The following is a 24,913-nucleotide window of genomic DNA, read 5'->3' on the forward strand; positions in this document are numbered from 1 at the left end:
TCTGTCGAATAAAACCAGTTAGCTTGCTTAGGCTGACTGATGGGGAAATCCATTGTCATTTCAGCAGGTGACAGGCATCATGAAGTCGACCGGCAAGTATCGTGCCTGGCCCGGTTTCGCTCATTGGCCTCCTCCGTGAAACCGGCGACTTTTGTCTCTATGGCCAATTCACCTCCGCAACGAACAACATCCTTAAAAATTAGCCTCGTTCGTCCGTCTTTATTCTTTTCCACAGCTCGGCAGCGAGTGGATGCTTACTTTACCCAACACGGTCTATTGCCCCACACGAATTCGATCATGTGGCAGAAATCCCAGTTTTTTCTTTTCACTTACCGCATCCTGTTCGGCTTAATCATCGCTAACCTGTTTGGTGTCCAGAGCCTATTTGGTTTAGCCGTCCTGCTGGGATTATGGGCTGGCTTTGTGGGATTCAATGTCTCCCACGATGCCATTCACGGCGCATTTTCAGCACGTGGCTGGGTTAACCAATTACTGAGTACATGTTTTTTTCTGCTGGGTGTCAGTCCGTACGTTTGGCGAACTACCCATACTGTGATTCATCATACCTACACCAACATTCCTGGTCACGATGAGGACATTTGATCGCGCTGTTTTCTTATGATCGACTTTAAAAAATTAGGTCCTGATACGTAAGGCCTGACATCCTCAGGCCAGGTAACGTAGGCTCAACCCAATAACTGATAAGCCAGGTGATTACTTGACAAGTCAAAAAAGCTATGAACAAGCTCATTACGTCAAATCGCCAAAATTCAAAGCCGGAATTTATGCTGGCTGTTGAATATAATGTCGACTCCTGGCTCATTCTGTATTGTGGGTTGATTTACTACGTCTCCGAGGTGAAACCAAGCGGGATCACTATGGCAGCCCAGACTTGTATCTATCTGGAAAACGGCCTGTCAGGTACAAGTCGGCCCCCACAATCAAGGGTAGACTATCATGCACCACCCTGGACTGACACGCTGGCATTGGGGGGCGAGTCTCGTGCCTATTACCAATGGCTGGTCAGGAAATATGTACTCCGGCATTACCGCTGGACTTGGGGCAACGTCTCCTTTTATCCGTTCCAGGCTTTTGGGTTAGCAACAACCTGACAGAAACGCTCCTGGCGCTACGTAACCCGAAGGCTTGCCCTGAAACCTTTCCCCGTTAAACTGTTCTTGATCTTTTCCCTTGCCAACCTGATAGATGGATCAACTTTACGACGAGTTTGAGGCTTTAGGCCGCTTTGTCAGGCTCATTAAGATTTACCGCCAAACGGCACTCGATTTCCTGACGAATGATCAGGAGTCTCTGGAAGCCTATTTGAACCAACACCTCTCAGGTCCGGACTGGCAGCTCTGGAAACGGCTGCAAGGTGACCAGACGGGGGAACGCGTAACTAACGAGGACGTTTCGTTGGCCCAGCCTATCAATGGACTTTCATTTAAACTTTTATTTAATCAGTATAAACGAGCTGGCTATGAGCAATACACGCGTTGGATTCAGTCGTTGCCAACCTCCTGTGATTGTACTGCCCCTAAAACTGGATCGCCCAATGAATAATAACAGGGCTAATCAGGACGGGGAGCGGGAGTGGCCGTCCAGTATAATTTACAGAATGGTATCCCTTAGCGGCCGGACAGCAAACGAGTTCCCTAAGTCCTGCTTCTACATTAACTCCACCTGCTTGATGACTTCTTTCGTTTTTCCTACCTACTCCATAGCTGCCTTATGAGACCGTTACGTGTCCCAAATCGACGGCGAACAAATTCAGTATCGGTCTTACTTGTTGAGCCAAACGCGGATCATTGGCTCCTTATCCGCTCGGCCCTGCACCAGTGCTTCCCCGAGGTAAAACCGGTCTGGATCACCAATCCTGCCCAGGCAATAACCTACTTGGAAACCTGTTTACGGGAAGAAAGCAACTTGCCCATCCTGATTTTGTCCGAATTATATTTACCCCGCCGACAGGATGGTCTGTCTCTTGTCACGTCTATTAAATCACACCTAATCTTTCAGGTGATACCAATTATCGTATTGAGTCACTCTCAGGACCCATTAGATATTGTTGATGCCTACCAGTACAATATTGCCTCCTATATCATTAAGCCAAGTACTTCGCATCAATGGCTAGTGACATTTTATCAGTTTCGGCGGTACTGGTGGGAATGGGTCGCGTTACGTTTTCACCTGCCACCCGCTCACGAATAAGCGTATGCCATGCGTCGACGAAAGCGGGCACCTTTAGAGTGGCGGGTAGAACCAATTCTATACGCCTACTTATGACGTACTGTCGATTTACGGCGAACAAACGCGCTTTTTTATCGGGCTTTTTATGTCGTATCCCTGGAGGGCGACAACGAGAAAGTTATTAATTTTTACTCTTTGTGGAGCAACTAAGTGGGCTACTAAAGGTGATTGGTCAATCTTGCCCGCACTGGATTTCCCCTCATGGGCTACATAAAGAGTCCTGACTACGTATCTAATACAGCATTCATAGCTAAATTCATTTCATTGGTAGTAAATGGGCAAGAAGTCAACCTCTTCAACCACTCAACAAGGTTGGACTTTACTCCGTCTGGCCCTGCTTCAAAATCAACAGCAGGAGCTTACTGACACCCTGGCAGCTGAAAGCCAGGCAAAGCGACGGCTAATGGAACGCCACCGACAAGAAATGGCCTCCATTAGTCTGTTCATCAACCCGTTGGGATGGGCAATAGCCATCACCCGCTATCAGACTCAACTAACGGAACTCCTGATAAGTAACCAGTTGCGCCGTCGATCATTCGCAACCCGACAAAAGAAAGAGTTGATCGAGCTTGATCAGTGGATTGCTCAACAGCGCCATCAAGCTGACGACGGGCTCCTCTTTGACTAACTTAACGAGTTATTCAACTGAACGTTGACGAGTTAGCGTCGACAGTCATATGAGCATTCTTTACGCCAGGGGAAATCGCTAATTGTTAAGAATCCTCAGAAACTAATCGCTTGTCTCTGACGCCCTGGCTCCATCGGGGTTACCCAGCGCTATATTGTTGTCACGGTAGACGTGGTGTCGGCCGGAACAGGCACAAATAGCTGCTTACACTGATTGAATGGGATGATCGGCAGAAGAACGGTAAAAAGCCTACTTAAATCTTTAATAAATGACTATATAAATGGGTCTGGGTACCACTAACCGACTCAAAGAACTGATAGAACTACCGGCCCTGCGCTAACCAAACTAACTGACCAGTATTAAACATCTAATTAAACCCAAAGAAATAGGAAAGTGATCGGAGATTGCCTCGGAATGGAAAAAAGTCTATAAGATGGGGTATCCTGTATAAGTGACGGTCGGCCGCTGCCGTACAATACTTTCACTTAGAGTTATAAATGCCTGTATTTAAGTCATATAAAATCATAGCTTTTGGGTCTGTCAAACCTAAATTACTCAAAACGTATGCCGAAGCGATTTGATTTCGCGAACGGCAAGTGGTACGCCACCGCGGATGAAACGTTTTTGAAGGCTATAAATGTGAAATTATCACGCTGTCTTTCCTTTTCACTCAATCGACCGTTTTTGCGAAATTATTTCACGTTATTCCATTAACAGCTAGATAGTTATATATCTTTCTGTAGGGGTAGATGAAACGTTATACGCTCCCGCTCCGGAAGGCCGGACCACGGTGTACCGGCCATTTAGGCACCAGGAAGACAGAATACTCCACTATTCAGCCCGGGCAGAAGCGAAGTCGTGGATTAAATATGGGATAAACTGGTTTCTTACGGTTGAAATATCCTTTTTATCTAAAAGCGAGTAAGGTTAGGGTATGGAGATTGATGAGGAAAAAAAGAACAGCGAAACCGTTTGAATCTCCTGCATCTAACCGAGTGGAATGGCCATTTAACTACCGAAGTACAAGCTCGAATCGCCTTAGATGACAAACACCAGGACGAACATAAACAGGCCTACCTAAACGAAATTGACGTTCGTGATCGGGCTATACTGGCGACTTGTCAGCTAGAGACGATTCACCAATTAGTCAGACAGAACCGGGCTATCCGGATTGCCATGCGCCATCGTCATCGGCAAGAAAACGAGGCTCTAAACCAAAAGCTGGCTTAAGAGTGAAGAATTTTACCCTTACAGGTCTAATTGACTTAAGTCGGTAAAGAACTTAGCCTCAGCCATTCACAGGCTGAGGCTTCTTATATACACTTTATTTTCAGATATTTACGATCGTAATTGATGGTGATTCGGTTAACCAATCGTTTATCAATGATCCTATATTCCTTCTCCGCCCTCTGTTCTATAGTCTAAGCTGTCAATCAAGTCACTTACCTTATCTGCTACAGCATGAAACTTACCTTGAAACCTACTGAACTCCCCTTTACCGTGGGGGATTCGGTGTGGGTGGACCAACCTTTCGGGCTTACTCATGAATTTCCCTTTTTCCAAGGCACCATCATGCAAATTATTTTGGATGGCAGCCTGGCCAATACGCTCTTTGTTCGGCAGCGTACAGATACGCACGAGCTAGTGGTGAGCAGTGCGATCTACGGCCTAAAGCCAATGGAAGAGCATACTGGATCGCCTAGAGTCAATGTCAATATTCAGCTTTTACCACTTCAAAAGAAGTTCTTTGCCACCAAAAAAGAACTGTTGGACTATCAGGACTGGCTAGAATAAAAGGGGCTGATTAGCTGGTTCTACCAGCCTATTCTCCTATAAGCGAGTGGTTGTGGCCAACAGCTGGCTTCCCCAGAAAGCACTTCGATAGACTGCCGAACTTTACCGTGTCGAAGTAGCTAGCTATCCATCGTAAACGTTATCGTCATCGTATCCCCATCAATCGAGCGATCTTGAATGCGCCAGCCTGTGTCTTCGTTGAACAGACGATCACCTACCATGGGTAAGATATGAAAGCTCTGGTGATACTTTTCGACACTACAAAAGCACATCGAAATTATAGCCTCCCAGGTAGCTATGACCAGCGGATCTTCATACCAGTTAGGCAGAGTTGACTGCTTACGGGCGTGTGTCAACAGCTTATCGGACAACATAAATTTTATGGTCCACTCCCTAACGGTCCATTCCGCGTATTCAAAAGGGTCAACAATTTTACGAACGATCATAGGGGTAGGGGTTTTAGCCTCAAAGAGGCTTCTGGGTTGGCTTTGTAGCCAGAGCTGGTTCCATTCGAAACCAGCTTGTTTGTAGCGAGCCATCAAGCTGGTAAACTCGGTCAAGGATAACGGGACGTACGCAACTGGATCGGCTGAATGCACAGACTGAAAAAGGGGACTAGAAAAGGGTTTTGGTTCTAGTCGTAGGGGCGTACCGATTTCAAAACGCAAAGGCCAGTTAAGCTTCATGGTTGAGAGTTAAGCAACTCAGCTACCAGCCAATAACCAGCACTTATATGAAAGAAGAGCAACTATAAGCAGACAACACGCCCTAAAGAGTAGTGTTTAGTAAGGAGCGAGTAAGTCCAAAATTTTTCGGATTGGGTCTGGCAAAGCCCGTTGCCTTACCTTAATGTCTAATTGGTTGTAAAAAATACAACCTAAAGGCATACGTTTCAACAAGTGTATTGATTATCGATTGTTCTTCGTCTGATAAAAATAGAGCTTCCGTTAAATCATATTAAAAAAAACATAGTTCCTGGCCAACGGGATATGCCACACACCCGAAATATTTATTAATTATTAAAATAATATATTAAATGTTACTATATTTAAAAAAAACATAATGATCTAGAGAGATTTATAATGCCGATGGTAGTCCGGTTCCTTTGTTTACTATTTTTCGAGCTTTTGTGGGGGCAGTCTTTACCCGCCCAGCATCAACATGTCCGATTCGCCCATTTAACCATCAATCAGGGACTCTCTCAGAATACGGTCACCTGTATTCTACAAGACAGGCGGGGCTTTATGTGGTTTGGTACCCAGGACGGCCTAAATAAATTCGACGGGTATACCTACACCCTGTATCGAAATAATCCCCAAAAAACGACCTCCCTTAGTCATAATTATATCCATACCTTATTAGAGGATAAGCAGGGACGCTTGTGGATCGGGACCGATGAGGGAGGCTTAAGCCTGTTTAACCCAAATACCGAAACCTTTACCAACTATAAACACACCCCTGGGGTGAATAATAGCCTCAGCCACAATAAAGTAATGGCCATTGCTCAGGATGAACAAGGCTACTTATGGGTGGGTACCGACGGGGGCGGTTTAAATCGATTTAATCCGGAGCAGCAGACGTTTACCCATTTCAGGCATCAACCAACGAACCCAACCAGCTTAAGTCATAATCGGGTTAGTTCGATCTGCCTTGATCGAGCTGGGTCGTTATGGATTGGCACGGCTGGGGGCGGCTTAAATCAGCTGGATCGTTTGAGGCATACATTCCGGCATTATCAACATGATGCCACCGATAGGCATTCCTTGAGCCAGGATAAGATTAACACGTGTTTTGTGGATGCCCGGAACCGACTCTGGATTGGGACCGAAGGGGGGGGCTTAAATCAGTTTAATGCGGCCACCGCTACCTTTACGCTGTATCAACATACCCCCCAACAGGCCCAGCAATTAACGCATAATGACGTGGTGACTTTAGCCGAAGACCGCCAGCATAATCTTTGGATTGGCACTCGGAACGGTGGTATTAACGTCCTCCACCCCGACGGTTCATTCACTTATTTTACCTACAATGAAGCCAATCGGTATGGCCTAAATAATGGGTCAATCTATAGTATATACTTGGATAAGACGGGAATCATATGGGTCGGCACGTATTCAGGTGGGGTGAATAAACTCGATACGTCAGCCCCTAAATTCAAACTCTATCAACGCCTTCAGGAGACTAGCAATAACTTATCGAATAACAATATACTCGCTATCGGGGAAGATCAACGAGGCGATTTGTGGGTGGGAACGGATGGGGGTGGGGTAAATGTGTTAAAAAAGGGAGCACGAGTTTTCTCGGTTTATGCCCATTCGTCCGGGTCAAAAAACAGTATTGGCAGTAACTATGTACTAGCCGTCTATGAGGATAAGCAAAAACGAATATGGACTGGTAATTTCAAAGGGGGACTCAGTTTATTTGATCGGGCCAGCGGTTCCTTTCGGGCTATTCCACAGCTTAACCAGCTAAGCGTGAGTACCATACTACAAGCAAGAGATGGGGCCATGTGGCTGGGTACCTTTGAGGAGGGTCTGTTTCGGTATGATCCTGTCCGGGATTCGCTCACTCATTACCCGGCAAATGCCGATCAACCGGGTGCGCTGAACTGTCCAATCGTTTTGACCCTTTGGGAGGATGTAACGGGAAATATCTGGGTGGGGACGGAAGGTGGGGGGGTAAATGTATTTCGGCTTCATCAAAACAAATTTACCCAGTATAAACACGACAGTCACAATCCCAAAAGCCTCAGTAATAACCTGGTCAATATCTTGTATGAAAGTGCGGATGGTCATCTCTGGGTGGGTACCAATGGGGGGTTAAATCAGTTTGACCGCCCCACACAAACGTTCAAGGCCTATGGCCAACAGGAGGGTCTGCCCAACGAGGTCATTCAGGGAATCCTGGAAGATAAACAAGGTACGCTGTGGCTTAGTACCAATAAAGGGCTGACCGCTTTCAATCCGACAACCCAGGCGCGTCGAAATTTTGATATCACGGATGGTTTACAGGAAGGTTCGTTTAATCGGAAGGCCTGTTTCAAGAACCAGCAGGGGTACCTCTTCTTTGGGGGCCAAAATGGCTTCAACAGTTTTCATCCGGATAGTCTGCGATACAATCCGTTTGTTCCGCCGGTATACATTACCGAATTTCAGATTTTTAACAAACCCATTAAGGTATTAGATGAACAATCTCTGCTTCAAAAACCAATCTATCTGACGCGCGACATTACGCTATCCCATCAGCAATCGGTTCTTTCCTTCGAGTTTGCCGCCCTGAATTACCGGGTTCCCCTTAACAATCAATACGCCTATAAGCTGGAGGGCTTTGATAAGGATTGGACGTATGCGGGGAAGAAACGAACGGCGACCTATACGAACCTGGACCCAGGCAATTATGTATTTCGCGTTAAAGCCTCCAACAATGATGGCGTCTGGAATCAAACCGGCACGTTTGTTAATCTTCATATCGTTCCTCCTTTTTGGCAAACCTGGTGGTTCAGGACCTTGATCGTCGTCCTACTGTTAACCGGCCTTTATTTACTATACCGACTACGGGTCAAAACGATTAAACAACAACAACGGGTTCTGCAAAACCTGGTCCATGAGCGGACACTGGCCATCACCCAGCAGAAACAGGCACTACAGGAGCAAGCCCTTGATTTGCAGCTATTGAATGAAAAATTAGAACGGCAATCGGGTCAGCATCAACAGGCCCGGCTGGAAGCGGAACAGGCCAACAAGGCCAAAAGTGTGTTTTTGGCTACTATGAGCCACGAGATTCGCACCCCCATGAATGGCGTTATTGGGATGACGGCCCTGTTGGAAGACACGGAGCTAACGCCTGAACAGCGTGACTATACGGATACCATTCGTACCTGCGGGGAAAGCCTGCTGGGGGTGATCAACGATATTCTGGATTTCTCTAAGATCGAATCGGGTCACCTGGAACTTGAGTTACAGCCCATTGATTTGACGGATTGTATTGAAGAAGTGCTCGATATGTTTGCCAGCAAGGCGGCTCAAATTGGATTGGATCTCATTTATCAGCTTGATCATCAGGTGCCGACGCACATTATCAGTGATAAGCTGCGGTTGCGGCAGATATTGATCAACCTGGTCGGCAACGCCATCAAGTTTACGCATCAGGGGGAAATTGTTGTTCGGGTTCGTCTGATCGCTGAGTTACCCGATCAGGCCATTGAGCTAGGCTTTGAGGTCAGTGATACGGGTATCGGGATTGCCGCTAACAAACTCGATCGACTCTTCAAGGCCTTCTCCCAGGTAGACTCCTCCCATACCCGTCAATACGGAGGTACGGGGCTGGGTCTGGTGATCAGTCAACGGCTAATCGAGTTGATGGGCGGGACCATTCACGTGACGAGTGAAGAGGGGAAGGGCAGTTCCTTTCGCTTTACCCTGATGAGTCAGGTCAGTCAGCAAGCTAAACGCCACTATGTTTATCTACATGCGGGCGATAACGAGGGGAAAACGGTCTTATTGGTTGATGATAACGAGACGAATCGAGTGATTCTTAAAGCGCAGCTCGAGCAGTGGCAGTTGAAACCCATCGTGGCCCGTTCTGGTCAGCAAGCGTTGGAATTTATGGGATTGGGTATGTCCTTTGATTTGGTCATCACTGACCGGCAAATGCCCCACATGGATGGCATTGAGCTGGCTAATCGGTTAAAAGCCATTAAGGCTCAGCTACCCATTATCCTGCTAAGTTCCGTCGGGGATGAAAGTCGAAAAGCGCATACCAACCTGTTTTCGGCGATCTTAACGAAGCCAGTCCATCAGCAACAATTAGCGCAGGTAGTTCAGCAAGTGCTTAAAGTACAACCGTCACCCGCTTTGCCGGTTGCTGCCCGTACCGAGTCAGTTTACAATCCGAACTTTGCCCAGCATCATCCATTACGTATCCTGGTGGCGGAAGATAACCTGATTAATGTAAAACTGCTGGTACGCTTACTCAATAAATTAGGCTATTCGCCCGCTGTGGCCAGTAATGGGAAGGAAGTATTGACAAGCCTGCCGGAGGGTTTTGATTTAATTTTTATGGATGTGCAAATGCCCGAGATGGATGGCCTGGAAGCGACACGGCTCATTCGCCAGCAAGCCATTGCCCAACCCTGGATTATTGCGCTTACGGCGAACGCGATGCAGGAAGATCGTAGTATTTGTCTGGAAGCAGGCATGAATGAGTATTTATCAAAACCTCTCCAAATTGACCAACTGACTCAATCCATCCAACAGGTAAGTCTCCTGAGCCGTCAGTCGAAGATTATTGTAACGTAGTAAAGGGTTTGTTTTTCATAGTACTCAATAGTACAACTATGTAGCCAGTTTGTCTATTTGTGCAACAGAAAACGATGGCTTGTTAACAGCCAATACCGAATTAGATTAAAATATTTTAATCTAAAGACGTTAGGGTTTATTGGACCTATATTATAGCCGAAGTAAGCCCAATGCTTACTGGTGTGGATAGAAGCCTAAATGCCCGATCAGTGATGAATCGGGTATTTTTTGGTATAAATACTCTAGTCGCCTACTGATTTGGCTACCCATTTTTAGAACAGGCTCAGGTTGAATTTTTGGTAGTGATAACTTTTAACTATTTACAGCATACCACACTCTTAAGGCAAACTATTTCAGATTTTACCAGGTCAAGCCGCGCTTCTATCGCTACGTTTCTGCTGACTTGTTAACTATTTCTCGCCAAAGGAGCGGGCCTCACTGCTGAAACATTATATAACTGCTCTTTCAAAAAGTACGCTATATATGTGTTCTTTTCGTAGTATATAACCAAATAATAAATAAGTAATTTTGCTTACATGAACATAAGTATATTTGACATAGATCACTGGAACAACCTCTATGCGACTATCATCTTCTTATCCTCTACCCGGTCTTTACCAGTACACATACCCGACATTTGCTGATACCCCTCAAACAGTCTGTGTTCATTTCCTGACCCCTGATCAACAACACGCCTTTGTTAGTTATCCGCATCACCCGAACCACAAAGCCGCTCAACTGATTGATGTGAGTTGGTTTAATTCGGTAAAGCTGGTAAAACTGAATGGCCAGCCTCAACTCATGCACTTTTTAGACGTAATATTACCCAGCCTGTTGGAAAGTTGCCTGGCTAAGGTAATGCCCCTTGATCCATTAACCACCAGGCGTTTAAATTATGGGGTTAACGAATTGCTTGTCGCTTTTGGCTAAAGCAACATAAGGAGCCTCGATACGCATAGAATCAAAAAGCCCATTTACGTTTTAAATGGGCTTTTTGATTCTATCTACCCAATAGAAAGTCTGAGCTTGTATTGGTACCAGTTCCATATTTCTCCCTTACAATCAAACTAATTGAGCCAGAGTCGCGTATGTGAAACTATTTTCATATATACTCTTAGGGCTGTTTTGATGCTTCAAGGGACAAACGCTCAACGAAAAAAAGGAGATGAAATGTCGATTCTAGTGGTGCTGGATAATGCCGACCCTTGGTTAATCATTCGGTCCGTTTTAAAGGAATGTTTCCCCGAACTGACTCCTAGGTGGGTGGCTGACCCCCACAGGCGTTAGTCTACCTCGATCCGAAATTTGAGAAGTAAATCTTGCCACTGAATCTAGGTTGTGTTGACTTTCAGCTGGGCATTTAAATGCTATCATTTTACTTTAAAATGAGGATAATCAAAACGGATTAGTTAACATCGTTTGTTTGTACATAGTAAAGAACATACCGTCAGATACCACTCCAGGTAGCTGACCCATCTTCGATTTCTTGATAGTTCGCAATTTGTTGTGTTTCATGATAGCGTGAGATTTATTCGAACAGCTTTAGATCGAAATTTCCGAATCTGACTAAACGTAAGCCGTGGTCAGGGTATTGCCTGATCAATTCATTATAAACGTAGTCTTACCCGTTCAGACCCAATAGGTCTTGTTCGAGAAAGTGCACTTGGGCCATTGTCATTTGCTGATTGTTTTATCAACTGCATTCGGCGTTTTGTCGTCCTCCAGATTATAAAGCGCCACATTCATTTCGAAACCCAAGATAAGCAGCAACGAAATCAGATTAATCCAGATCATTAGCGCGATCAGCGTGCCAATTGAACCATAGAGTTTATTGTAAGAGCCAAAATTAGAGACGTAATAGGAAAAACCCAGGGTCGTTAGTACAATCAGCCCCGAGGCCAGCACAGCACCCGGGGAGATGAGTTTCCAGTTCATATTGACGTCCGGTCCATAGCGATAGATTACCGTAACGGCGCCGACAAAAACCCCAAATACGACTCCGTAGCGAGCCAAAGACAGCAGTGTCACGATAAGGGGATTATTAAGGATACCGAATCGCAGCAGGTAGCTGCTAACCACCCCGCCGATGAGCAAGACCACGACGGCCAGCAGCAAGGCAAAAGCGAGGGTAAATGTTAGCCCAACCGCTACCCCCCTGATTTTAAAAAATCCACGGGTATCTTCCGATTCATGGGAGGACGTAAACGCATTCATCAGGGCTACCAGCCCACTGGTCGCCGAATACAAGGCTAAGAGGAAACCCAGCGATAAGATCCCACTCCGGGGTCGGCTAATGATGTCAAGAATCGTAGTCTCAACGGATCGAAACGTATCACCCGGTAGGAGTCGACCCAAAAAGGTCATGATGCGCGCCTGCAAGTTGTCCAGGGGGATATAGGGGATGAGGGTAAAGAAGAAAATCACCGTGGGAAACACCGCTAGGATGAGACTATACGACACGGCAGCCGCCCGCTCGCTGGTTTCGTTCGCCGCAATTTTGCTGGTCATCTTTTTGAGAAAGGCATACCAGTTTGTCTTTGACTGGAAAGGATGATGGTCATAGAGCCAGACACGGGTTTTCTGTAAGGCATTCAGCGTCATTAGTTTACCGAACATGGCAGTTGAGAATTTTTGTGTCTGTTTTGGTTATCGATCAATCGATACTAGGTAGCGTTTAGAAGAATTTGGTTTGAAACGCGTACTGGGTCATCGGGTAGGGTATAATAAAGCTTTTTCTTAGTAGGCTACGCCTATGTATATGTTTCGTCCAGAAAGCGGATAATACAAGGTGGTTGCTGGTCAACTGTTTCAGGTGGTGTCAATGCTGAAATCTGATCCTTGGCAGTCTCTAAACGGGGGAGCAGTTCGTACCATTCCAGGATCAGTAGACGCTGACGTGTGTTCTCTAACGAGTAACCGATGAAATAAGGGGCGGCATTGGCATCCTGGTGAACAAATTCACGGACTTCTCGCAGCACAGCCTGAAGGGTTTTGTGACGCCCCGTTAGGTAAAATCGCAGGTAAAATTCAAACAGATCAGTCGCATTCAGCTGAGTCAATGACGGTTGATCAATCTCATACTGTATACCCCACTGATAGTAATGAGGTGGCGTGCTGAGAAAATCTTTAATTGACGTATAGTCGAGGGTGGTACCTCGTAGGTGGTAGTTAATTAGGTCCTCAAATTTCATGGGCTACATAGGTTGAAAAAATCAAGGCTCTAATCCCGCTTGGTTTACCACCCCTTTCGTCCGTATCGCGCGCACTAGAACGTATCACCCGTATCCAGTGGCTTCTCTCAATGATCGTATAGCAGGAAGTCACCTGGATGGCTTTTCGCCAAATAAAACAGCAACGGATTGCGCCTTCATAAGGCCGTAACGGAGCTAACGGTCAGGTTGACTAGAAAGTAGCAAGGTATTCAGGTCAGTAGCTTCTGCGACTGAAGGGCGCGCTAGAATTTACGGCAGGGGTATTAAGTTTTCCAGATTGAATACGGCGTAAACCTTTTGCTCCCCGGCGTAATAATAGCACCTCGCTTTTTTAGGGTCTCGTGGGTGGTTGTGGGTGGCCAACCGGTCTGCCTCTGATCCAGGAATGACGGGGCGACTAACCAGGTAGGGATGGTCAACCGCCGTCATAACCCGGTCGGTGCCCCGTTCCAGCACGTCAATTTCCTTTCCGGCTTTAAGCGCATACCGAATGCGTTGGGAGGGTATATCCATGACTGTACTTGTTGGTCTACCTATTTCAGGCTACCGGCTCTGGTCAAGGCCGGTAGCCTGTGGCTGGGATGGTCAGTTGCGGGTTTGGATTGCGAACAAATTCGAACCATCAATCCCACTGGCCGGTTGATCGAAATGGATTTGCCGGGTTAGCGCTTCGTAATGACGACGTCGATGCGCCGGTTTTTCTGGCGACCGGCTTGGGTTTGGTTGCTGGCTACGGGCTTGGTATCCCCCCGCTCCCGGGTGGTCACCCGGTTGGCGGCTATACCGCCCTGGATCAGGGCCTGTTTAACCCTTTCGGCTCGCTCGCCGGATAACGGATCATTGATAGCGTCGTCACCAGTACTATCGGTGTTGCCCTCAATACGTATTTGCAGCGCTGGATACGCCTGCATAATCTGGATCAGATCATCGACGTGCGGCCGTGCCTGGGCTGTAATGCGAGCCGAATCCGTCTCAAAGGTTAAGTTATCGAACGTAAACACTCTAGGCGTTTGACTGCCTTTAGTCGCTAGATAGCGCGCTAAGTTGTCATTGAAGGAATGTTCAACAACGCTTAGTTTACGGCCACCGGGCAGATCGATACCGACCCGGACCTGGGGGCCATTGCCATCTACATCACGGGCGATCGAGTCAGTAGCCGTGCTGCTACTCGATTCGACGGTGGACGACTCTTTATCCCGATTACATCCACGAAGTAATAAGAATAGTAAGGCTAGTAGAGCCAGTACGCCCAGCACCCAACGCCACCAGCCCCTATTGGCGGGTTGGTCATCTCCCTGAGGGGGAGCGATCGGTTCAGTTCGTAAGGGTATAGGGCTGACGGGTCGAGGCGTACCAAGTAACCAGCCGACTACACCGGCGAATGCGGCTGGAATAGCGCTTTGAACCGGCTCGGTCTCACCCAGTAGCAGGGCCGTTAGTTGGGGCTGGGTCAGCCCTCGCGTGGTGACCTGCTGGCGCAGGAAACCCATTAACACCGACATCACCAGGCCTGTCAGCGTAAAGGCTGAACCCAGACTTACTCTACTGTATTGAACTGTCGCTTCAGCCAACCGGTTAGGCCGGTCGGTATAGAGCTGCTTCAAGAGCGCATTGCCCGACTCGGCAGCTTTTTGACGATGATCCCCCGTATCGACTAGCTGATTGATGGTGGGATCGGTCGCAAAGGGCGTGTCGCTCAGCAACTGATATAATTGGGTGGCCCCTTCCTGATCGGAGACCCGGTTGATGACCCCCGCCGTCACGGCGGGGATCAGGCCATCTAAGGCTTTTTGGGTGGGCGCGTTGGTTTCATTCAACGCTCGGGCCAACTCACTGACGGCTGACGGGGTAAAAACGGACCGAAGGTGGTCAAGCAGGATAGGGGTCATAGAAATCGTGTTGAGTTATGGTTCTACACTAAAGATGAAGGGGTGAGCGATCTCGCGGTAGGACGGCTGTTTAGGGAACAATGGGCACAAACTGGTGGGGTTGCACAAAACAGAGCGTCTGGTTGGCCAACCGAGCTAACTGCCAGGCCGGGCCGCTGCCGAAGGGTTCAGTTTGAAGCCAGATGGTTTCGCCTTGGCGAATCAGGCCCGTTTGGGGCATTGTCGGATTCGCCGGGTCAGCCACCCAGGTGGTATCCTGGACAGCCCGACAGGGAAAAGTAAACCCCTCGACTGGCCCGGCAACGGATATTTTTTTTCGCATCGTCTGGGTGATGTTTATAGTGACTGTTTCCGCTGGCGGACGCTTACGCCTGAATAGCAACACCCAACCAGCGGAAACAGACCCCCTTATTTGGTCGAGTACGTTACTTCATCCGTGTCCGTCCCCGCGGAACGCGTGGTGGAATCGGTCGTACCCAGGTTTTCGACATCCACTTCCGTTTTACGAACCGTATCGCGGATGACTTCCTCGCGTTCCGATACGTCTTTGCCGACCGAGATTTCTTCCACGACGTTTGCCGTTTTGGACACCACCGGTACTTCGGCGTGTTCGGTCAGTTCGATCTGTCCATCCTGAAAGGCGTTCAGGTCAGCGGCTGTAGCCGGACGGTTCACCGGCGTACGGTTCACCGTCACCCGCTCTTCCCGGAGCCGAATACTCTCTTCGACGGGTTTGGCCACAATGCGGCTCCGCAAACGAACCCCACCGGTTTCGACCGTGCGCTTGCCGACTGCCAGGTTTTCCTCAATCACTTTAATGGTTTGGTCGCTATCCGTGACCTTAGCTGGGTCAACGGTTGGCGTATCCATAAAAGCCGCGCCCATGGAGCCACTCGGTGCGGTGGTTAAACTATCGTAGGTCGCCGCCCGCTCATTGACGTCTACGGCCCCTGCTTCATCCAGGATGTCAGCGGCCTGTTCGGCCTGCTCATCCGTATCGGTATGCACCGTCACAATGGAGCCCCGGCTACCAACGTTGGCATACTTCCGGGTGTCTTCCTCATCATCCCCCCCGAACAGGGAACTAAAGAAACTGCCAATGCCGCTACCAACATCTTTGGTATCATCAACGATTTCTTCGGTCCGGGTGCCGGAGGTATTGACATGCCGATCCGGAATCAGCTCATTTGAGCCCGCGCTATCGCGGCTCACACCCGCTGAAAGATCAATGTTGCCGCGGCTAAAGCCTTGGCTGATTAACTGATCGACGGCTTGCTGGGCTTCTGGGGCATTATCAAAAATGCCGATTACTGTGTTTGCCATGACTTGTCTGGGGGTTTACTGGGGTTTGCGTTGAGACTAAAAATTGATCTATTAACGAAGGTCTGCTGTTCAGACCGGACGTTCGGGGTTTAAGGGCATTCGCTCGATGGTGATCTCCTCCCGGCGCAGGGGGACCGTATGGCTTTCTTCGGTTTGGGTTTGCTGGCGGGTCACCCGGATTTCTTCCACCAGCAGCAGTCGTTTTTGGATGACCAGCACTTCTTTGACGACCGGATAAATGGTGGCATCCCCTTCCTGACGGGTAGCGGGCAGTTCATCTACGTACTGATTGAGCGTCATCCTCTCGACCGTAAATTCCTCCTTACGAAGGGGGATGGTTACGGTTTCCTGGGTTTCGTGCACGGTTTTGGTGAGCGTCACCCGGCCTGTTTCAACCGTCCGGGTGCTTACCTGTAATTGCTCTTCAATTAGTGGAACCCGTACGATTTCAGGCGTTGTGGGAGCGGGTATCGATAAAACCGGATCGTTGCTCAATGGACCAAATTCATCTAGAGGATTCATCTATGTGGGAAGAATAAACGGTTGTGTCTATACGTTAGTTAATGTTGCTCAGCTGCTTGTCTATCGTACGGTCCTGAACGGATACTTATACCTGTTGTCGTCGTCTTGTGAGTCCCTGCCTAGCTGTGACAACGACCAAGGGTCGGCTTATCTATGTCAGGTAGCGCATTTTCGCCGTTCAGAAAAAACATGAGCCCCTAACCACCTGTTGGCAGGGGCTCTTTTGAGTGCGTTGAGTAATCGCAGCCGGTCGGCCGGTGCGGGCGAACCGTCAGAACGTATTTAGGTAGTCGTCAAGGCATCTTTAGCCTGGTTGATGTCCGATTTAACCCCAGCGGCCAACTCATCTACTTGATCGTTGGTACTCTCTTTTAGGTCAGCTTTTGGATAGACAGATGTCACTTCTTTTTAGAGGTATCTACTGTGTCCTGCGCTTTATGGGCAAAGATACCGGCCTCGTCTTTGACGTTCGTTAAGACCTCTTCTGCCAGGGCTACCGTCTTATTCCATTGGTCTTTTATTTCTTGCATGAACCCGCCCGTGCGTTCCTCTAAAGCATCACCCAGTTTTTTGCGATTTTTCTTACCTGATTCAGGCGCAGTAAGATAGCCAATCGCTAATCCCGTGAGCACACCCGTTAAGATTCCTGACCAATTGCGTTTCATAACAAATTGATTGACTGATGATTGGTTACAGATTTGACTGAAGCAGAATCATGCCAGTCAAGGAAATTCGACCAAACAGATAGACCAAGTGCTGGAAAGGCATTATTACCTGTTCTCGGTGCGGACTGTCGGTATATCGACTTGGGGTATTTGTTGCCCAGAATTGTGGATGACGTCGGGAAAAACACCAGCAGTTTTAAACGGAAAAGCTGGATTCGAGGTTTAAACTAGGATTGAACTTTAGAGAATTGACTCTAAGGCTCTATACCTATTTTTCTAATTTGGTTGTTGATCAATGGTATGCGTACGTTATCCAGGCGACCGACACACCTGGATACCATTTAGCGTATAGTACACTTAGCGGCCTAATCAGGACCTCAGTACTTTATACAATATTCCGTAAACACCGCTCACCAACAATTGCTTAGTGCCAGTTTGGGGTTCGTATTGCGGTCCATCCAACGGATTATTTTAAACAAGTTGACCTGAGGTTTAGTCGTAAACAATGCCTCCATACAATTTAGATTCTACTTTTGCCCACCAACCCATAAAGACCAACGAAATAAACTGTTCCGTAAATTCTCTGTTCCGAATGAAAAAGACATTGATACTCCTGGGCTTGCTGCTGGGTTTGTTCCTCCCGGGCCATGTGCTTGCCCAAACCGAACCTTCTGCTCAGAAAATGTCCGTCAATGACCGGCTCATAAAGGCCCGGGCGGCTAAAGCATATAAAAAGTCGACTAAAGCGATGGGTGGGGATGCTACTTTAGCCTCGCCACCATCTACCCAGTCTAATCAAACAATAGCTCAGACGAATGAACCCCAAGCAAAAACGACCTTTAAGACTCAAAAAGCTACGCCTGCCGATTATAAATCACCGGTTGATAAAACACAGCATGGCCCGAATGGAGAATTGATTTACACGGGGGCACGCGGGGCAAAATATTACATCAACAAAAATGGAAATAAGACCTATCTAAGTAGTAATTTATAAGGGTTGTCCAACTTAATTAGCTTAGCGGCCTCAAATGGCTATTTCAGCGATCAACCGTTGGTACTGTCGTGAAAAGCAAATTTTGAGATAGGATTTTTTTTATCTTTGGACTACAAGTAGGACAACTCGGCTTCGGCCACTTGATCCTGTGTAGTCCCGCTGGTCGGGACTATTTTTTTGTCCTTCTCGGCTCGGTTTGCTAAATACTCAGGGTCATACTTGACCTCATGACGCCATAAGGCGTAGGCCATCAAAAGCAATCGCTTCTGAACAGCCACGTAGGCTTTCATCTTGATATGAGTTCGTTCATAGACCCGATCATAAAGGGCTTTGCAAGTAGGTTCATTGAACCGAACGGCGTTAAAAGCAGGCATATGTAGAATACGACGTAGACGGCTATTGCCCTTTTTAGAGATTCGGGTTTTGCCCGAGTGGTTACCCGACTGATTCTCTACGACGTCATATCCCGCATAGCTGACTAAATGGCGCTGGTTGGTAAAGCCTTCAAAACCGTTGGTTTCAGCCACCAGTACGGCTACCGAAAGTAAAGCGAGCCCTTTGATGGCAATCAGCCGCTCAATACGAGGTTTGAGAATAGGATCTTCGTCAATGAGTTCTTTGATAGCCGTTTCCAACGCATCTATCTGTGCCTCGTAGACGGACACCAACTTGGTTAACTGTTTGTCAATGAAGCGGCTGTCAAAAACACTATATTCCAGGGCATGCTGCTGATTGGTGGACTGAGTTTTGAGTTCCTGTAGTCGTTGATGCTGACGGGTCAACAGCCGCAAGGCGTACAGGTTTTTAGAAAGTGGGCTCCACAGCGGCAGTTGCTGTTCCAGACCCATCCGGGACAAACCCTGAACGTCGATTTTGTCGTTTTTTGATTTGTAGCCTAAGCTTTTGAGATAATGCTTTGCCTTGTTAGGCAATAGAATACTGACCGATTGATCCTGCTGATGTAAATACCAAGCCACCGCTTCGTGGTAGACGCCGGTAGATTCCATCAGGTAAATTAGGGATAAATCTAACTTACGATGGCGGCTCACCCAGGTCAGTAGACTAGCAAAACCAACGGGCTTGTTGACCACTTTAGTAGTGGCTTTAACGCTCACCCGTCCAGTTTGATCAATGACCGACAAACAAGCTTGAAGCGTGTCTTTGCTGATGTCCAGCCCAACACAATAGCGCAGGAAAGATGTCATAAACAAAGGGGATAAAAAGTGAAACATGAACCTGACTACTTTCCTGACTCTGGCACATCGATGGCAGATCACAGTGACAAACTGCGTCTATGGGTACTGTCGGAGCTTGTTGGAAAGGGACAAGGGTACCAGCGCAGCCAGCGAGTTCAAGATCGGGCTATTCCCCGTCTCAGCCGCGGACCCGAGGTACTGGTAACCCCTGTCAGGTCTTACTCAAAAATTGCACTTTTTCTGACAACCTCAAATCAAAACAAAGATATGTGCCTCGGACCGTCCGCCGCTGTCCACTTTTGGTTGACGACGTACAGGTGAAATCTTACTGATTTATGCGTCGGCGGGTCAGATCGATTAACTCCTGTTGATAGAGGGGGAGAGGGCTAACCGGTCGGCTTTGGAGAGCTTGCCATTCCTCATTCTAAGGCACAAATCGCTGTCGAGGCCTGAAGTCCATCGAAGGGGGCTAGGGGCAGGTCGGTGCGAATTGCATCTTCCAGGACGTAAGCCTTCAATAAGCTATGGCCCTGGGCGACGACCCGATTCAGCAAATCAAAATTGGCTAAGTGGGCTGATAACGAATAGCTAAATTTAGGACAGGCTCCCTGTAGGAATAGTGCGGTTAAAAAAGGGGCAATCATGAGGATAACCAGTTGATTACGGTAAAATTAATTGGTTAAGAAAATCGGTATAATTCCTCACCTTTTCAGTCGAAAATAGGAGGGTATGGCAACTTAAATCTAAAGTGGCCAACCCCCGGTAGGTGTGCCCGTCGAGGTGTCTAGCCTATACTTGTAGCTAATCTTCTTAAAGCCCTTCCCCATGAAATGTATGGGGTTGATTCGTTCTGCTGACTCACCTGTTCCCTGGCCGTTATTAGCTTACAAAAAACTCAGGATCGTTGGCCCCCGTATATAAGCGCGTACCTCAACGTTCATCATGGAAACCATACAATTGCCGGGCTACCCCAACCCAATCCCTATGCAATCCATTCTCTGGCTGGAGGGCCAGGCTGGCTACACGCGATTACACCGACAGAAGGAGAAGGCCATAATGTTGACTCAACCCCTCCATACGTTCGAACACTACCCGGGTTTAGTACGCATTCATCGGTCAACGATTATCAACACCCTGCATATCCAAAAATTTGTCCAACAGAAAGGCCGATCGGGCTGGGTGGAACTAGCCAATCAGAAAGTCCTCCCGGTTTCCCGGGCTTATCTTCAGGTAACGGCGGCCCGGCTTGGTCATTTGATGACTTCGACCAGCGACTAATTCGTTTCACTCCCGGCTACGACTGATTCGATTTTGACTGGGATGATTTAGGACCCCCCAGCGATTGCAATCAAATAAGGTTATTATCCAGTTTGAACGTATATACTAATCTTAGTGCTATTGATGAGCAAGTCAGTAACGGCTGTCCAAGCTAATTTTCGTAATGCTAAGGTGTTGATTGTAGAAGATGATGAGGATCAATGGGTACTTATGGACCAAGCATGGCAGCAATGCTTAGGCGAGGTCACACTTAGGCGGGTTTCCTCCCTTCCGGCAGTGATGAGTTTGTTGGAAGAATGGCATCATCAGGAGTGGGAACTACCCAAACTGATTTTGCTGGATCTGTATCTGCCCGGTAAGGAGGCTGGCTGGCAATTTCTACAAAAAGTAAAAGCGATGCCCAGTATCGTAAGCCTGATTCCTATTATTATCCACAGTTCTGCCCCTATGCAGGCCGATATTATAAAATCATATAGCCTGGGCACATCGGCCTACTTAGTCAAGCCTGTAGACTTTGCGGAGTGGCTTACTTATTTTGGGGAACTACGCGCTTACTGGTGGGAAACGGTTACGCTACCCCCAATGAGTTATGGCCTGTAAGCCTGGTCAATAGATTTAAGTGGCTGAACAAACATTCATCTCCGAGGTATCCCATAAATTTTCTAGCTTACTTGGTTGGTATTGCCCCTCAGGAGGAGGGGCATTCTTGTTTCAGACCAATAGTTTGGAGTAAACAAAGCGCTTCGCTGATTGTATTGGGACTTCACAATTTTTTTACTTCTCTGATTCACCCAGAAATAGTAATTTTCGAGCAGGCAATGAAGAATGCCTTCTCATAGGTTTGTGTTAGCAGTAGCCAGCATCTTCTAGGTTCTGGCTGTATAGGCACTTGGCTGACGCAGGTTCGATACCTACCCGCAACCCTGAATTCCTGTCGATTCGGAAGCGATTACTTAAAGCTATGATTCATTTTGGAAGGGGCTATTTGGGGCCGACCGTCTGATTAGTGTTGCTGGTGAGCTTCGATATGGCCAACTACCGTTGAGATCAATACGTTTAAATCGTTCGAACTGACGGGCTTGATTAAATGATCAGTTGCACCAATCCGCATATAGCGTTCGTGCGGTAGTTCTTCGATCTGAGCCGAAAGCATAGTCAGACAAGCCTGCTGACAACTCGGATGGAGCAGCATGGTACTTAACCACTTGGTTTCTTCCCCCCTTGGCACGACGCCATCCAGCACCAGTGCTACTGGATTGGTTTTGCCCAGAGCCGCTTCGGATAGAAAAGCGTGAACTGAGGTAAACCAGCGCAAGTCTAAGTGGGAACCCCATGAATTGAACCCATACTGCCAGAATAAATAATCGTCCTCATCCTCGTCGAGTAAATCAACCCAGGGTTTAGTATCGTTCATTGTTGAGTGTGGTACATATTTAGCCCAGAGATTCCTACGTTGTTTTAATGTGTTAGATCTAAACGACGATCAAGAAGCGCCTTTTCTTTACTGTGTTGCTGCAAAAGATCAGCTCGCTTGTCTGTACACTGCTGCTTTAGCTCACGCCATTCCTGAGCCTGTTGGCTGGTCAGTAGATCTCGGCTAGACTTGGTGGCCTGCCAATCCAAGACCAGTAGATCCTGTTCCATTTTATGCTGGCAGCGTAAACGGTAATAAGCCTTCAACTCCAAGGTCAGGTGTTGATTCCGCTCTTTGAGCTGGTAATTGAACAGGAGCTTTAGTTCGACTTGCTTATTTTTCTTTACCATAGCGTAAGTGCCTCTCTATCTGGTTGGCTATGTAACCGCGCTGTAGGGCTATCGCGATTTTACTAATCCGTAATGTTAGGGACCGGACTAGGATAAGCTCCTAAACCAGGCCCTGTCTAAACAGCGGGCTAAAGTGGTAGCCAGTTATTTAACCCGGCAGGGGACCGCCGACGATCGGCTGACGATTCGAGGGTATGGGGGAGCCGTCCACTGGTAGCGAATACGACCGAAGCGCAACGGGCTCAAAAACTGCGTCCAGGTAAGTTGCCCAATAGTTAATTTCGTCAAATAATAACCTGGCAGGTAGCTTTTTTCCCTGCCCCGGTGTACACTTGACAGTGTATTATTACAGGTGAAATGAAGGCTACATTATTGGGCACTGACTCGCATAAGCCTGAACAGATCGTGGCGGACTGGCTAACGGCGGCTGCTTTGTTTTTGGGGTTTATAATCAATTACTGAGCCAGGCCAGGGAAGAAGTAAATCCGCCCGACCTGCGGGCAGAAAATCCCCCCGCTCAGCCTTCGCGCCACCAACTGCTTACGCTGGTGGTGGCGATGCTCACCCAGTCCCCACCCAGCAGGGATATCAGAAGCTGGCGGCTCATACCGTAATTTTAACGCGGTTGACGCAGCAGGCGCAAGCCAGACGTGCTGTAGGAACCAATCCTATTAGGTAGTCATACTGGAGGTCAGCGGCAAGACCGCTCGGTGGCAGTCAGCCCATCAGCCTTACCGCGCTAATTGAGGTTGTTTGGGGAAGGCTTATCCAGATCGCTTTTGTCAGGTAGGAGTAGACCAGGAGGTAGTGATACCGGTTCAATCTGCTTCAGGGGAGCAATAAGCCCATCCTGGGTTTCTTTCGGGACGTGTTCAATAAGGGTATTGGCCACCGAAAAAATATACTGCTCGAGTAGTTCAGTAAACAAAGGGTTAGAGCGTGCCATATTAAGTATCCCTCATGGTGTCATTATATCACTAGTATAGGAGGGTTATCTTCTAGGGGTGTCCTATTAAATGTATTGATCTATTTATGGCACAAAAGTAATCGGTTTTAGCCGAGGTAAAAAGGATTTCCTTGAGCGATTTGTCCAAGCCGTTAACCCAGCTCCCACTGAATAGAGTACCGATGAGTCGTTGAGCACCCGGCCCTAACAGGGCAAATCTTGGTCACAGCCGTGCGCTCTGGCAAACAAGACCTCCCCGTAACTCATACTTCCGGCTCATCCGTGTCTAGATTAAAATTGGTGGGGTATAAAACCTCAACATAAGACTACTTCAACAAAGGGTAAATAGTAAAACGCGAGTAACCGTTAGCTAATTACTTTTAAACTTAAGTCCTTCGGGCTTCTTCTGCTTTTAAATGGGCATGGTGTCTATCGTAGATCACTGCCCATATGGTACTATTAAATTTTTCCTGTTATAACCTGCATGGAGAGTACCAGGAATGTAGTTTCGGTGGAGACGATGTAGAAGCCTGTTTTGACGTGCTTTCCGAATTAGTTGCTTATGGCCTGCGATTAATCAGTGTAAGGCTTTCAGAATATCCCCATAGTCCCCTATCGTTACCCGTTGACGCTTTCGACGGAGAGCCCATGCACAGACCTCTGAAATTGCTACAGAGCGAATGGGAAGCTATACTAGGTCAAAGGTAAAATGAAGCCCGTCAATACTCGTCGGGCTTTTTTCATCATATGATATTATAGGCGTATCTTATGAACCTACAGAACAGGTGTTGATGGAAAGTGACAGGCAGAGGTTTAGTGAACTTCTAACGGAGTACGTGCTTTTGGTGGTCGAATCTTGCCTAACGGAAATGGACGAAAAAATGCAGGACAAACTAATTAAGCTAGGGATTGATATACATAACGATTCGCATAAGGTATAGCGAGAATACGTGCAGCTAACAAAAACGCTACCCTATCCCAGGTAGCGTTTTGTCGTGATGTAGACTTTTTGTTGAGCCCAATGTTTATGGAGGCAATTTCCAAACCCTGGTACTTATGGACTTACTGCGAATGGTTATTAACGAACAGAAGCACTCAGCTGATTGGTTGAAGCCCCTACGGTTAAGCCTGTTGTAAATAAACTAAGGTTAACAG

28 protein-coding genes are annotated in these 24,913 nt (G+C 47.6%); 14 read left to right on the forward strand and 14 right to left on the reverse strand.

Translation table 11 applies throughout. The features are described 5' to 3' along the window. The first annotated feature begins 39 nt into the window (after window positions 1-39). From BM202_RS38440 to BM202_RS29960, 7 genes are all read left to right on the forward strand, one after another. The gene (locus BM202_RS38440; RefSeq protein ID WP_245776841.1) at window positions 40-603 is read left to right on the forward strand and encodes a fatty acid desaturase family protein; all 564 of its coding nucleotides are present in this window, start codon (window positions 40-42) and stop codon (window positions 601-603) included. Window positions 604-737: 134 nt separating this feature from the next. Then, window positions 738-1,112 carry a hypothetical protein gene (locus tag BM202_RS29935; protein ID WP_093833167.1) on the forward strand — a complete coding sequence of 125 codons (375 nt, stop codon included), beginning with the start codon at window positions 738-740 and terminating at the stop codon, window positions 1,110-1,112. A 94-nt stretch (window positions 1,113-1,206) separates the two neighbouring features. Next, entirely contained in the window at window positions 1,207-1,563 is a 357-nt protein-coding gene (locus BM202_RS29940) for a hypothetical protein (protein ID WP_093833169.1), read from the forward strand. A gap of 168 nt (window positions 1,564-1,731) precedes the next feature. Next, entirely contained in the window at window positions 1,732-2,211 is a 480-nt protein-coding gene (locus tag BM202_RS29945; RefSeq protein WP_093833171.1) for a response regulator, read from the forward strand. 313 nt (window positions 2,212-2,524) lie between these two features. Then, window positions 2,525-2,878 (forward strand): hypothetical protein, encoded by a 354-nt coding sequence (locus BM202_RS29950; RefSeq protein ID WP_093833173.1) that lies wholly within the window; start codon window positions 2,525-2,527, stop codon window positions 2,876-2,878. A 972-nt stretch (window positions 2,879-3,850) separates the two neighbouring features. Beyond that, the gene (locus tag BM202_RS29955) at window positions 3,851-4,108 is read left to right on the forward strand and encodes a hypothetical protein (RefSeq protein WP_093833175.1); all 258 of its coding nucleotides are present in this window, start codon (window positions 3,851-3,853) and stop codon (window positions 4,106-4,108) included. 231 nt (window positions 4,109-4,339) lie between these two features. Next, window positions 4,340-4,672, forward strand: a complete 333-nt coding sequence (locus tag BM202_RS29960) for a hypothetical protein (protein ID WP_093833177.1) — start codon at window positions 4,340-4,342, stop codon at window positions 4,670-4,672. 119 nt (window positions 4,673-4,791) lie between these two features. Here the strand turns inward: BM202_RS29960 and BM202_RS29965 are convergent, their stop codons facing one another. Next, entirely contained in the window at window positions 4,792-5,118 is a 327-nt protein-coding gene (locus tag BM202_RS29965) for a hypothetical protein (protein WP_177236736.1), read from the reverse strand. A gap of 681 nt (window positions 5,119-5,799) precedes the next feature. On the opposite strand from BM202_RS29965, the gene BM202_RS29970 reads away from it, so the two are divergent. Both BM202_RS29970 and BM202_RS29975 read left to right on the forward strand, forming a co-directional pair. After that, the gene (locus BM202_RS29970) at window positions 5,800-9,969 is read left to right on the forward strand and encodes a hybrid sensor histidine kinase/response regulator (RefSeq protein ID WP_245776842.1); all 4,170 of its coding nucleotides are present in this window, start codon (window positions 5,800-5,802) and stop codon (window positions 9,967-9,969) included. Window positions 9,970-10,548: 579 nt separating this feature from the next. Continuing rightward, window positions 10,549-10,899 carry a hypothetical protein gene (locus BM202_RS29975; protein WP_093833181.1) on the forward strand — a complete coding sequence of 117 codons (351 nt, stop codon included), beginning with the start codon at window positions 10,549-10,551 and terminating at the stop codon, window positions 10,897-10,899. A 744-nt stretch (window positions 10,900-11,643) separates the two neighbouring features. On the opposite strand, the gene BM202_RS29980 is transcribed toward BM202_RS29975, so the two are convergent. The 3 genes from BM202_RS29980 to BM202_RS29990 form a co-directional block, all read right to left on the reverse strand. Beyond that, window positions 11,644-12,585, reverse strand: a complete 942-nt coding sequence (locus BM202_RS29980; protein WP_093833183.1) for a YihY/virulence factor BrkB family protein — start codon at window positions 12,583-12,585, stop codon at window positions 11,644-11,646. Between the two features lie 134 nt (window positions 12,586-12,719). Then, window positions 12,720-13,160, reverse strand: a complete 441-nt coding sequence (locus BM202_RS29985; RefSeq protein WP_093833185.1) for a hypothetical protein — start codon at window positions 13,158-13,160, stop codon at window positions 12,720-12,722. Window positions 13,161-13,430: 270 nt separating this feature from the next. Further along, the gene (locus BM202_RS29990) at window positions 13,431-13,694 is read right to left on the reverse strand and encodes a hypothetical protein (RefSeq protein ID WP_093833187.1); all 264 of its coding nucleotides are present in this window, start codon (window positions 13,692-13,694) and stop codon (window positions 13,431-13,433) included. Between BM202_RS29990 and BM202_RS38820 the strand changes: the two genes are divergently transcribed. Continuing rightward, window positions 13,693-13,824 (forward strand): hypothetical protein, encoded by a 132-nt coding sequence (locus BM202_RS38820; protein ID WP_262507725.1) that lies wholly within the window; start codon window positions 13,693-13,695, stop codon window positions 13,822-13,824. The two genes, BM202_RS29990 and BM202_RS38820, sit on opposite strands and share 2 nt — an antisense overlap. Window positions 13,825-13,843: 19 nt before the next feature. On the opposite strand, the gene BM202_RS29995 is transcribed toward BM202_RS38820, so the two are convergent. The 5 genes from BM202_RS29995 to BM202_RS30015 form a co-directional block, all read right to left on the reverse strand. Next, window positions 13,844-15,070, reverse strand: a complete 1,227-nt coding sequence (locus tag BM202_RS29995) for an OmpA family protein (RefSeq protein WP_093833189.1) — start codon at window positions 15,068-15,070, stop codon at window positions 13,844-13,846. A gap of 70 nt (window positions 15,071-15,140) precedes the next feature. Further along, entirely contained in the window at window positions 15,141-15,392 is a 252-nt protein-coding gene (locus BM202_RS30000; protein WP_093833191.1) for a hypothetical protein, read from the reverse strand. 86 nt (window positions 15,393-15,478) lie between these two features. After that, the gene (locus BM202_RS30005; protein WP_093833193.1) at window positions 15,479-16,393 is read right to left on the reverse strand and encodes a YsnF/AvaK domain-containing protein; all 915 of its coding nucleotides are present in this window, start codon (window positions 16,391-16,393) and stop codon (window positions 15,479-15,481) included. 69 nt (window positions 16,394-16,462) lie between these two features. Next, window positions 16,463-16,915, reverse strand: a complete 453-nt coding sequence (locus BM202_RS30010) for a YsnF/AvaK domain-containing protein (protein WP_093833195.1) — start codon at window positions 16,913-16,915, stop codon at window positions 16,463-16,465. 398 nt (window positions 16,916-17,313) lie between these two features. After that, window positions 17,314-17,580 (reverse strand): YtxH domain-containing protein, encoded by a 267-nt coding sequence (locus tag BM202_RS30015; RefSeq protein ID WP_093833197.1) that lies wholly within the window; start codon window positions 17,578-17,580, stop codon window positions 17,314-17,316. Window positions 17,581-18,172: 592 nt separating this feature from the next. Here BM202_RS30015 and BM202_RS30020 point away from each other — a divergent pair. Further along, entirely contained in the window at window positions 18,173-18,574 is a 402-nt protein-coding gene (locus BM202_RS30020) for a hypothetical protein (protein ID WP_093833199.1), read from the forward strand. Between the two features lie 110 nt (window positions 18,575-18,684). On the opposite strand, the gene BM202_RS30025 is transcribed toward BM202_RS30020, so the two are convergent. Both BM202_RS30025 and BM202_RS30030 read right to left on the reverse strand, forming a co-directional pair. Beyond that, on the reverse strand, window positions 18,685-19,779 hold the full coding sequence (locus BM202_RS30025; protein WP_093833200.1) for an IS110 family RNA-guided transposase: 1,095 nt from the start codon (window positions 19,777-19,779) through the stop codon (window positions 18,685-18,687). Between the two features lie 410 nt (window positions 19,780-20,189). Continuing rightward, window positions 20,190-20,414: a hypothetical protein gene (locus tag BM202_RS30030; protein WP_093833202.1), complete on the reverse strand. Its 225-nt coding sequence runs from the start codon at window positions 20,412-20,414 to the stop codon at window positions 20,190-20,192. A 298-nt stretch (window positions 20,415-20,712) separates the two neighbouring features. Here BM202_RS30030 and BM202_RS30035 point away from each other — a divergent pair, with 298 nt between their 5' ends. Both BM202_RS30035 and BM202_RS30040 read left to right on the forward strand, forming a co-directional pair. Then, the gene (locus BM202_RS30035; RefSeq protein ID WP_093833204.1) at window positions 20,713-21,048 is read left to right on the forward strand and encodes a LytR/AlgR family response regulator transcription factor; all 336 of its coding nucleotides are present in this window, start codon (window positions 20,713-20,715) and stop codon (window positions 21,046-21,048) included. A gap of 123 nt (window positions 21,049-21,171) precedes the next feature. Further along, entirely contained in the window at window positions 21,172-21,648 is a 477-nt protein-coding gene (locus BM202_RS30040; RefSeq protein ID WP_093833206.1) for a response regulator, read from the forward strand. A gap of 403 nt (window positions 21,649-22,051) precedes the next feature. On the opposite strand, the gene BM202_RS30045 is transcribed toward BM202_RS30040, so the two are convergent. Further along, entirely contained in the window at window positions 22,052-22,462 is a 411-nt protein-coding gene (locus tag BM202_RS30045) for a response regulator (protein WP_093833208.1), read from the reverse strand. A gap of 44 nt (window positions 22,463-22,506) precedes the next feature. Next, window positions 22,507-22,812, reverse strand: coding sequence for a hypothetical protein (locus BM202_RS30050; RefSeq protein WP_093833210.1), 306 nt, complete (start codon window positions 22,810-22,812; stop codon window positions 22,507-22,509). Between the two features lie 133 nt (window positions 22,813-22,945). Between BM202_RS30050 and BM202_RS38445 the strand changes: the two genes are divergently transcribed. Next, on the forward strand, window positions 22,946-23,029 hold the full coding sequence (locus BM202_RS38445) for a hypothetical protein (protein ID WP_245776847.1): 84 nt from the start codon (window positions 22,946-22,948) through the stop codon (window positions 23,027-23,029). A 522-nt stretch (window positions 23,030-23,551) separates the two neighbouring features. Here the strand turns inward: BM202_RS38445 and BM202_RS30060 are convergent. Continuing rightward, the gene (locus BM202_RS30060) at window positions 23,552-23,758 is read right to left on the reverse strand and encodes a hypothetical protein (RefSeq protein WP_093833212.1); all 207 of its coding nucleotides are present in this window, start codon (window positions 23,756-23,758) and stop codon (window positions 23,552-23,554) included. Window positions 23,759-24,913 lie beyond the last annotated feature (1,155 nt).

The organism is Spirosoma endophyticum (assembly GCF_900112365.1).
Classification (GTDB): Bacteria; Bacteroidota; Bacteroidia; order Cytophagales; family Spirosomataceae; genus Spirosoma; species Spirosoma endophyticum.

Excerpts from the sequence above, each read along its gene's own strand:
- BM202_RS30030 (WP_093833202.1), bottom strand. The coding sequence starts at position 20,414 with ATGATTGCCCCTTTTTTAACCGCACTATTCCTACAGGGAGCCTGTCCT.
- BM202_RS29945 (WP_093833171.1), top strand. The coding sequence starts at position 1,732 with ATGAGACCGTTACGTGTCCCAAATCGACGGCGAACAAATTCAGTATCG.
- BM202_RS30060 (WP_093833212.1), bottom strand. The coding sequence starts at position 23,758 with ATGGCACGCTCTAACCCTTTGTTTACTGAACTACTCGAGCAGTATATT.
- BM202_RS30040 (WP_093833206.1), top strand. The coding sequence starts at position 21,172 with ATGAGCAAGTCAGTAACGGCTGTCCAAGCTAATTTTCGTAATGCTAAG.
- BM202_RS38440 (WP_245776841.1), top strand. The coding sequence starts at position 40 with ATGGGGAAATCCATTGTCATTTCAGCAGGTGACAGGCATCATGAAGTC.
- BM202_RS29985 (WP_093833185.1), bottom strand. The coding sequence starts at position 13,160 with ATGAAATTTGAGGACCTAATTAACTACCACCTACGAGGTACCACCCTC.
- BM202_RS29975 (WP_093833181.1), top strand. The coding sequence starts at position 10,549 with ATGCGACTATCATCTTCTTATCCTCTACCCGGTCTTTACCAGTACACA.
- BM202_RS30005 (WP_093833193.1), bottom strand. The coding sequence starts at position 16,393 with ATGGCAAACACAGTAATCGGCATTTTTGATAATGCCCCAGAAGCCCAG.
- BM202_RS29980 (WP_093833183.1), bottom strand. The coding sequence starts at position 12,585 with ATGTTCGGTAAACTAATGACGCTGAATGCCTTACAGAAAACCCGTGTC.
- BM202_RS38820 (WP_262507725.1), top strand. The coding sequence starts at position 13,693 with ATGACTGTACTTGTTGGTCTACCTATTTCAGGCTACCGGCTCTGGTCA.
- BM202_RS29940 (WP_093833169.1), top strand. The coding sequence starts at position 1,207 with ATGGATCAACTTTACGACGAGTTTGAGGCTTTAGGCCGCTTTGTCAGG.
- BM202_RS30020 (WP_093833199.1), top strand. The coding sequence starts at position 18,173 with ATGAAAAAGACATTGATACTCCTGGGCTTGCTGCTGGGTTTGTTCCTC.
- BM202_RS29965 (WP_177236736.1), bottom strand. The coding sequence starts at position 5,118 with ATGATCGTTCGTAAAATTGTTGACCCTTTTGAATACGCGGAATGGACC.
- BM202_RS30010 (WP_093833195.1), bottom strand. The coding sequence starts at position 16,915 with ATGAATCCTCTAGATGAATTTGGTCCATTGAGCAACGATCCGGTTTTA.
- BM202_RS30035 (WP_093833204.1), top strand. The coding sequence starts at position 20,713 with ATGGAAACCATACAATTGCCGGGCTACCCCAACCCAATCCCTATGCAA.
- BM202_RS29995 (WP_093833189.1), bottom strand. The coding sequence starts at position 15,070 with ATGACCCCTATCCTGCTTGACCACCTTCGGTCCGTTTTTACCCCGTCA.
- BM202_RS30025 (WP_093833200.1), bottom strand. The coding sequence starts at position 19,779 with ATGACATCTTTCCTGCGCTATTGTGTTGGGCTGGACATCAGCAAAGAC.
- BM202_RS30045 (WP_093833208.1), bottom strand. The coding sequence starts at position 22,462 with ATGAACGATACTAAACCCTGGGTTGATTTACTCGACGAGGATGAGGAC.
- BM202_RS29990 (WP_093833187.1), bottom strand. The coding sequence starts at position 13,694 with ATGGATATACCCTCCCAACGCATTCGGTATGCGCTTAAAGCCGGAAAG.
- BM202_RS30000 (WP_093833191.1), bottom strand. The coding sequence starts at position 15,392 with ATGCGAAAAAAAATATCCGTTGCCGGGCCAGTCGAGGGGTTTACTTTT.
- BM202_RS30015 (WP_093833197.1), bottom strand. The coding sequence starts at position 17,580 with ATGAAACGCAATTGGTCAGGAATCTTAACGGGTGTGCTCACGGGATTA.
- BM202_RS29960 (WP_093833177.1), top strand. The coding sequence starts at position 4,340 with ATGAAACTTACCTTGAAACCTACTGAACTCCCCTTTACCGTGGGGGAT.
- BM202_RS29935 (WP_093833167.1), top strand. The coding sequence starts at position 738 with ATGAACAAGCTCATTACGTCAAATCGCCAAAATTCAAAGCCGGAATTT.
- BM202_RS29950 (WP_093833173.1), top strand. The coding sequence starts at position 2,525 with ATGGGCAAGAAGTCAACCTCTTCAACCACTCAACAAGGTTGGACTTTA.
- BM202_RS30050 (WP_093833210.1), bottom strand. The coding sequence starts at position 22,812 with ATGGTAAAGAAAAATAAGCAAGTCGAACTAAAGCTCCTGTTCAATTAC.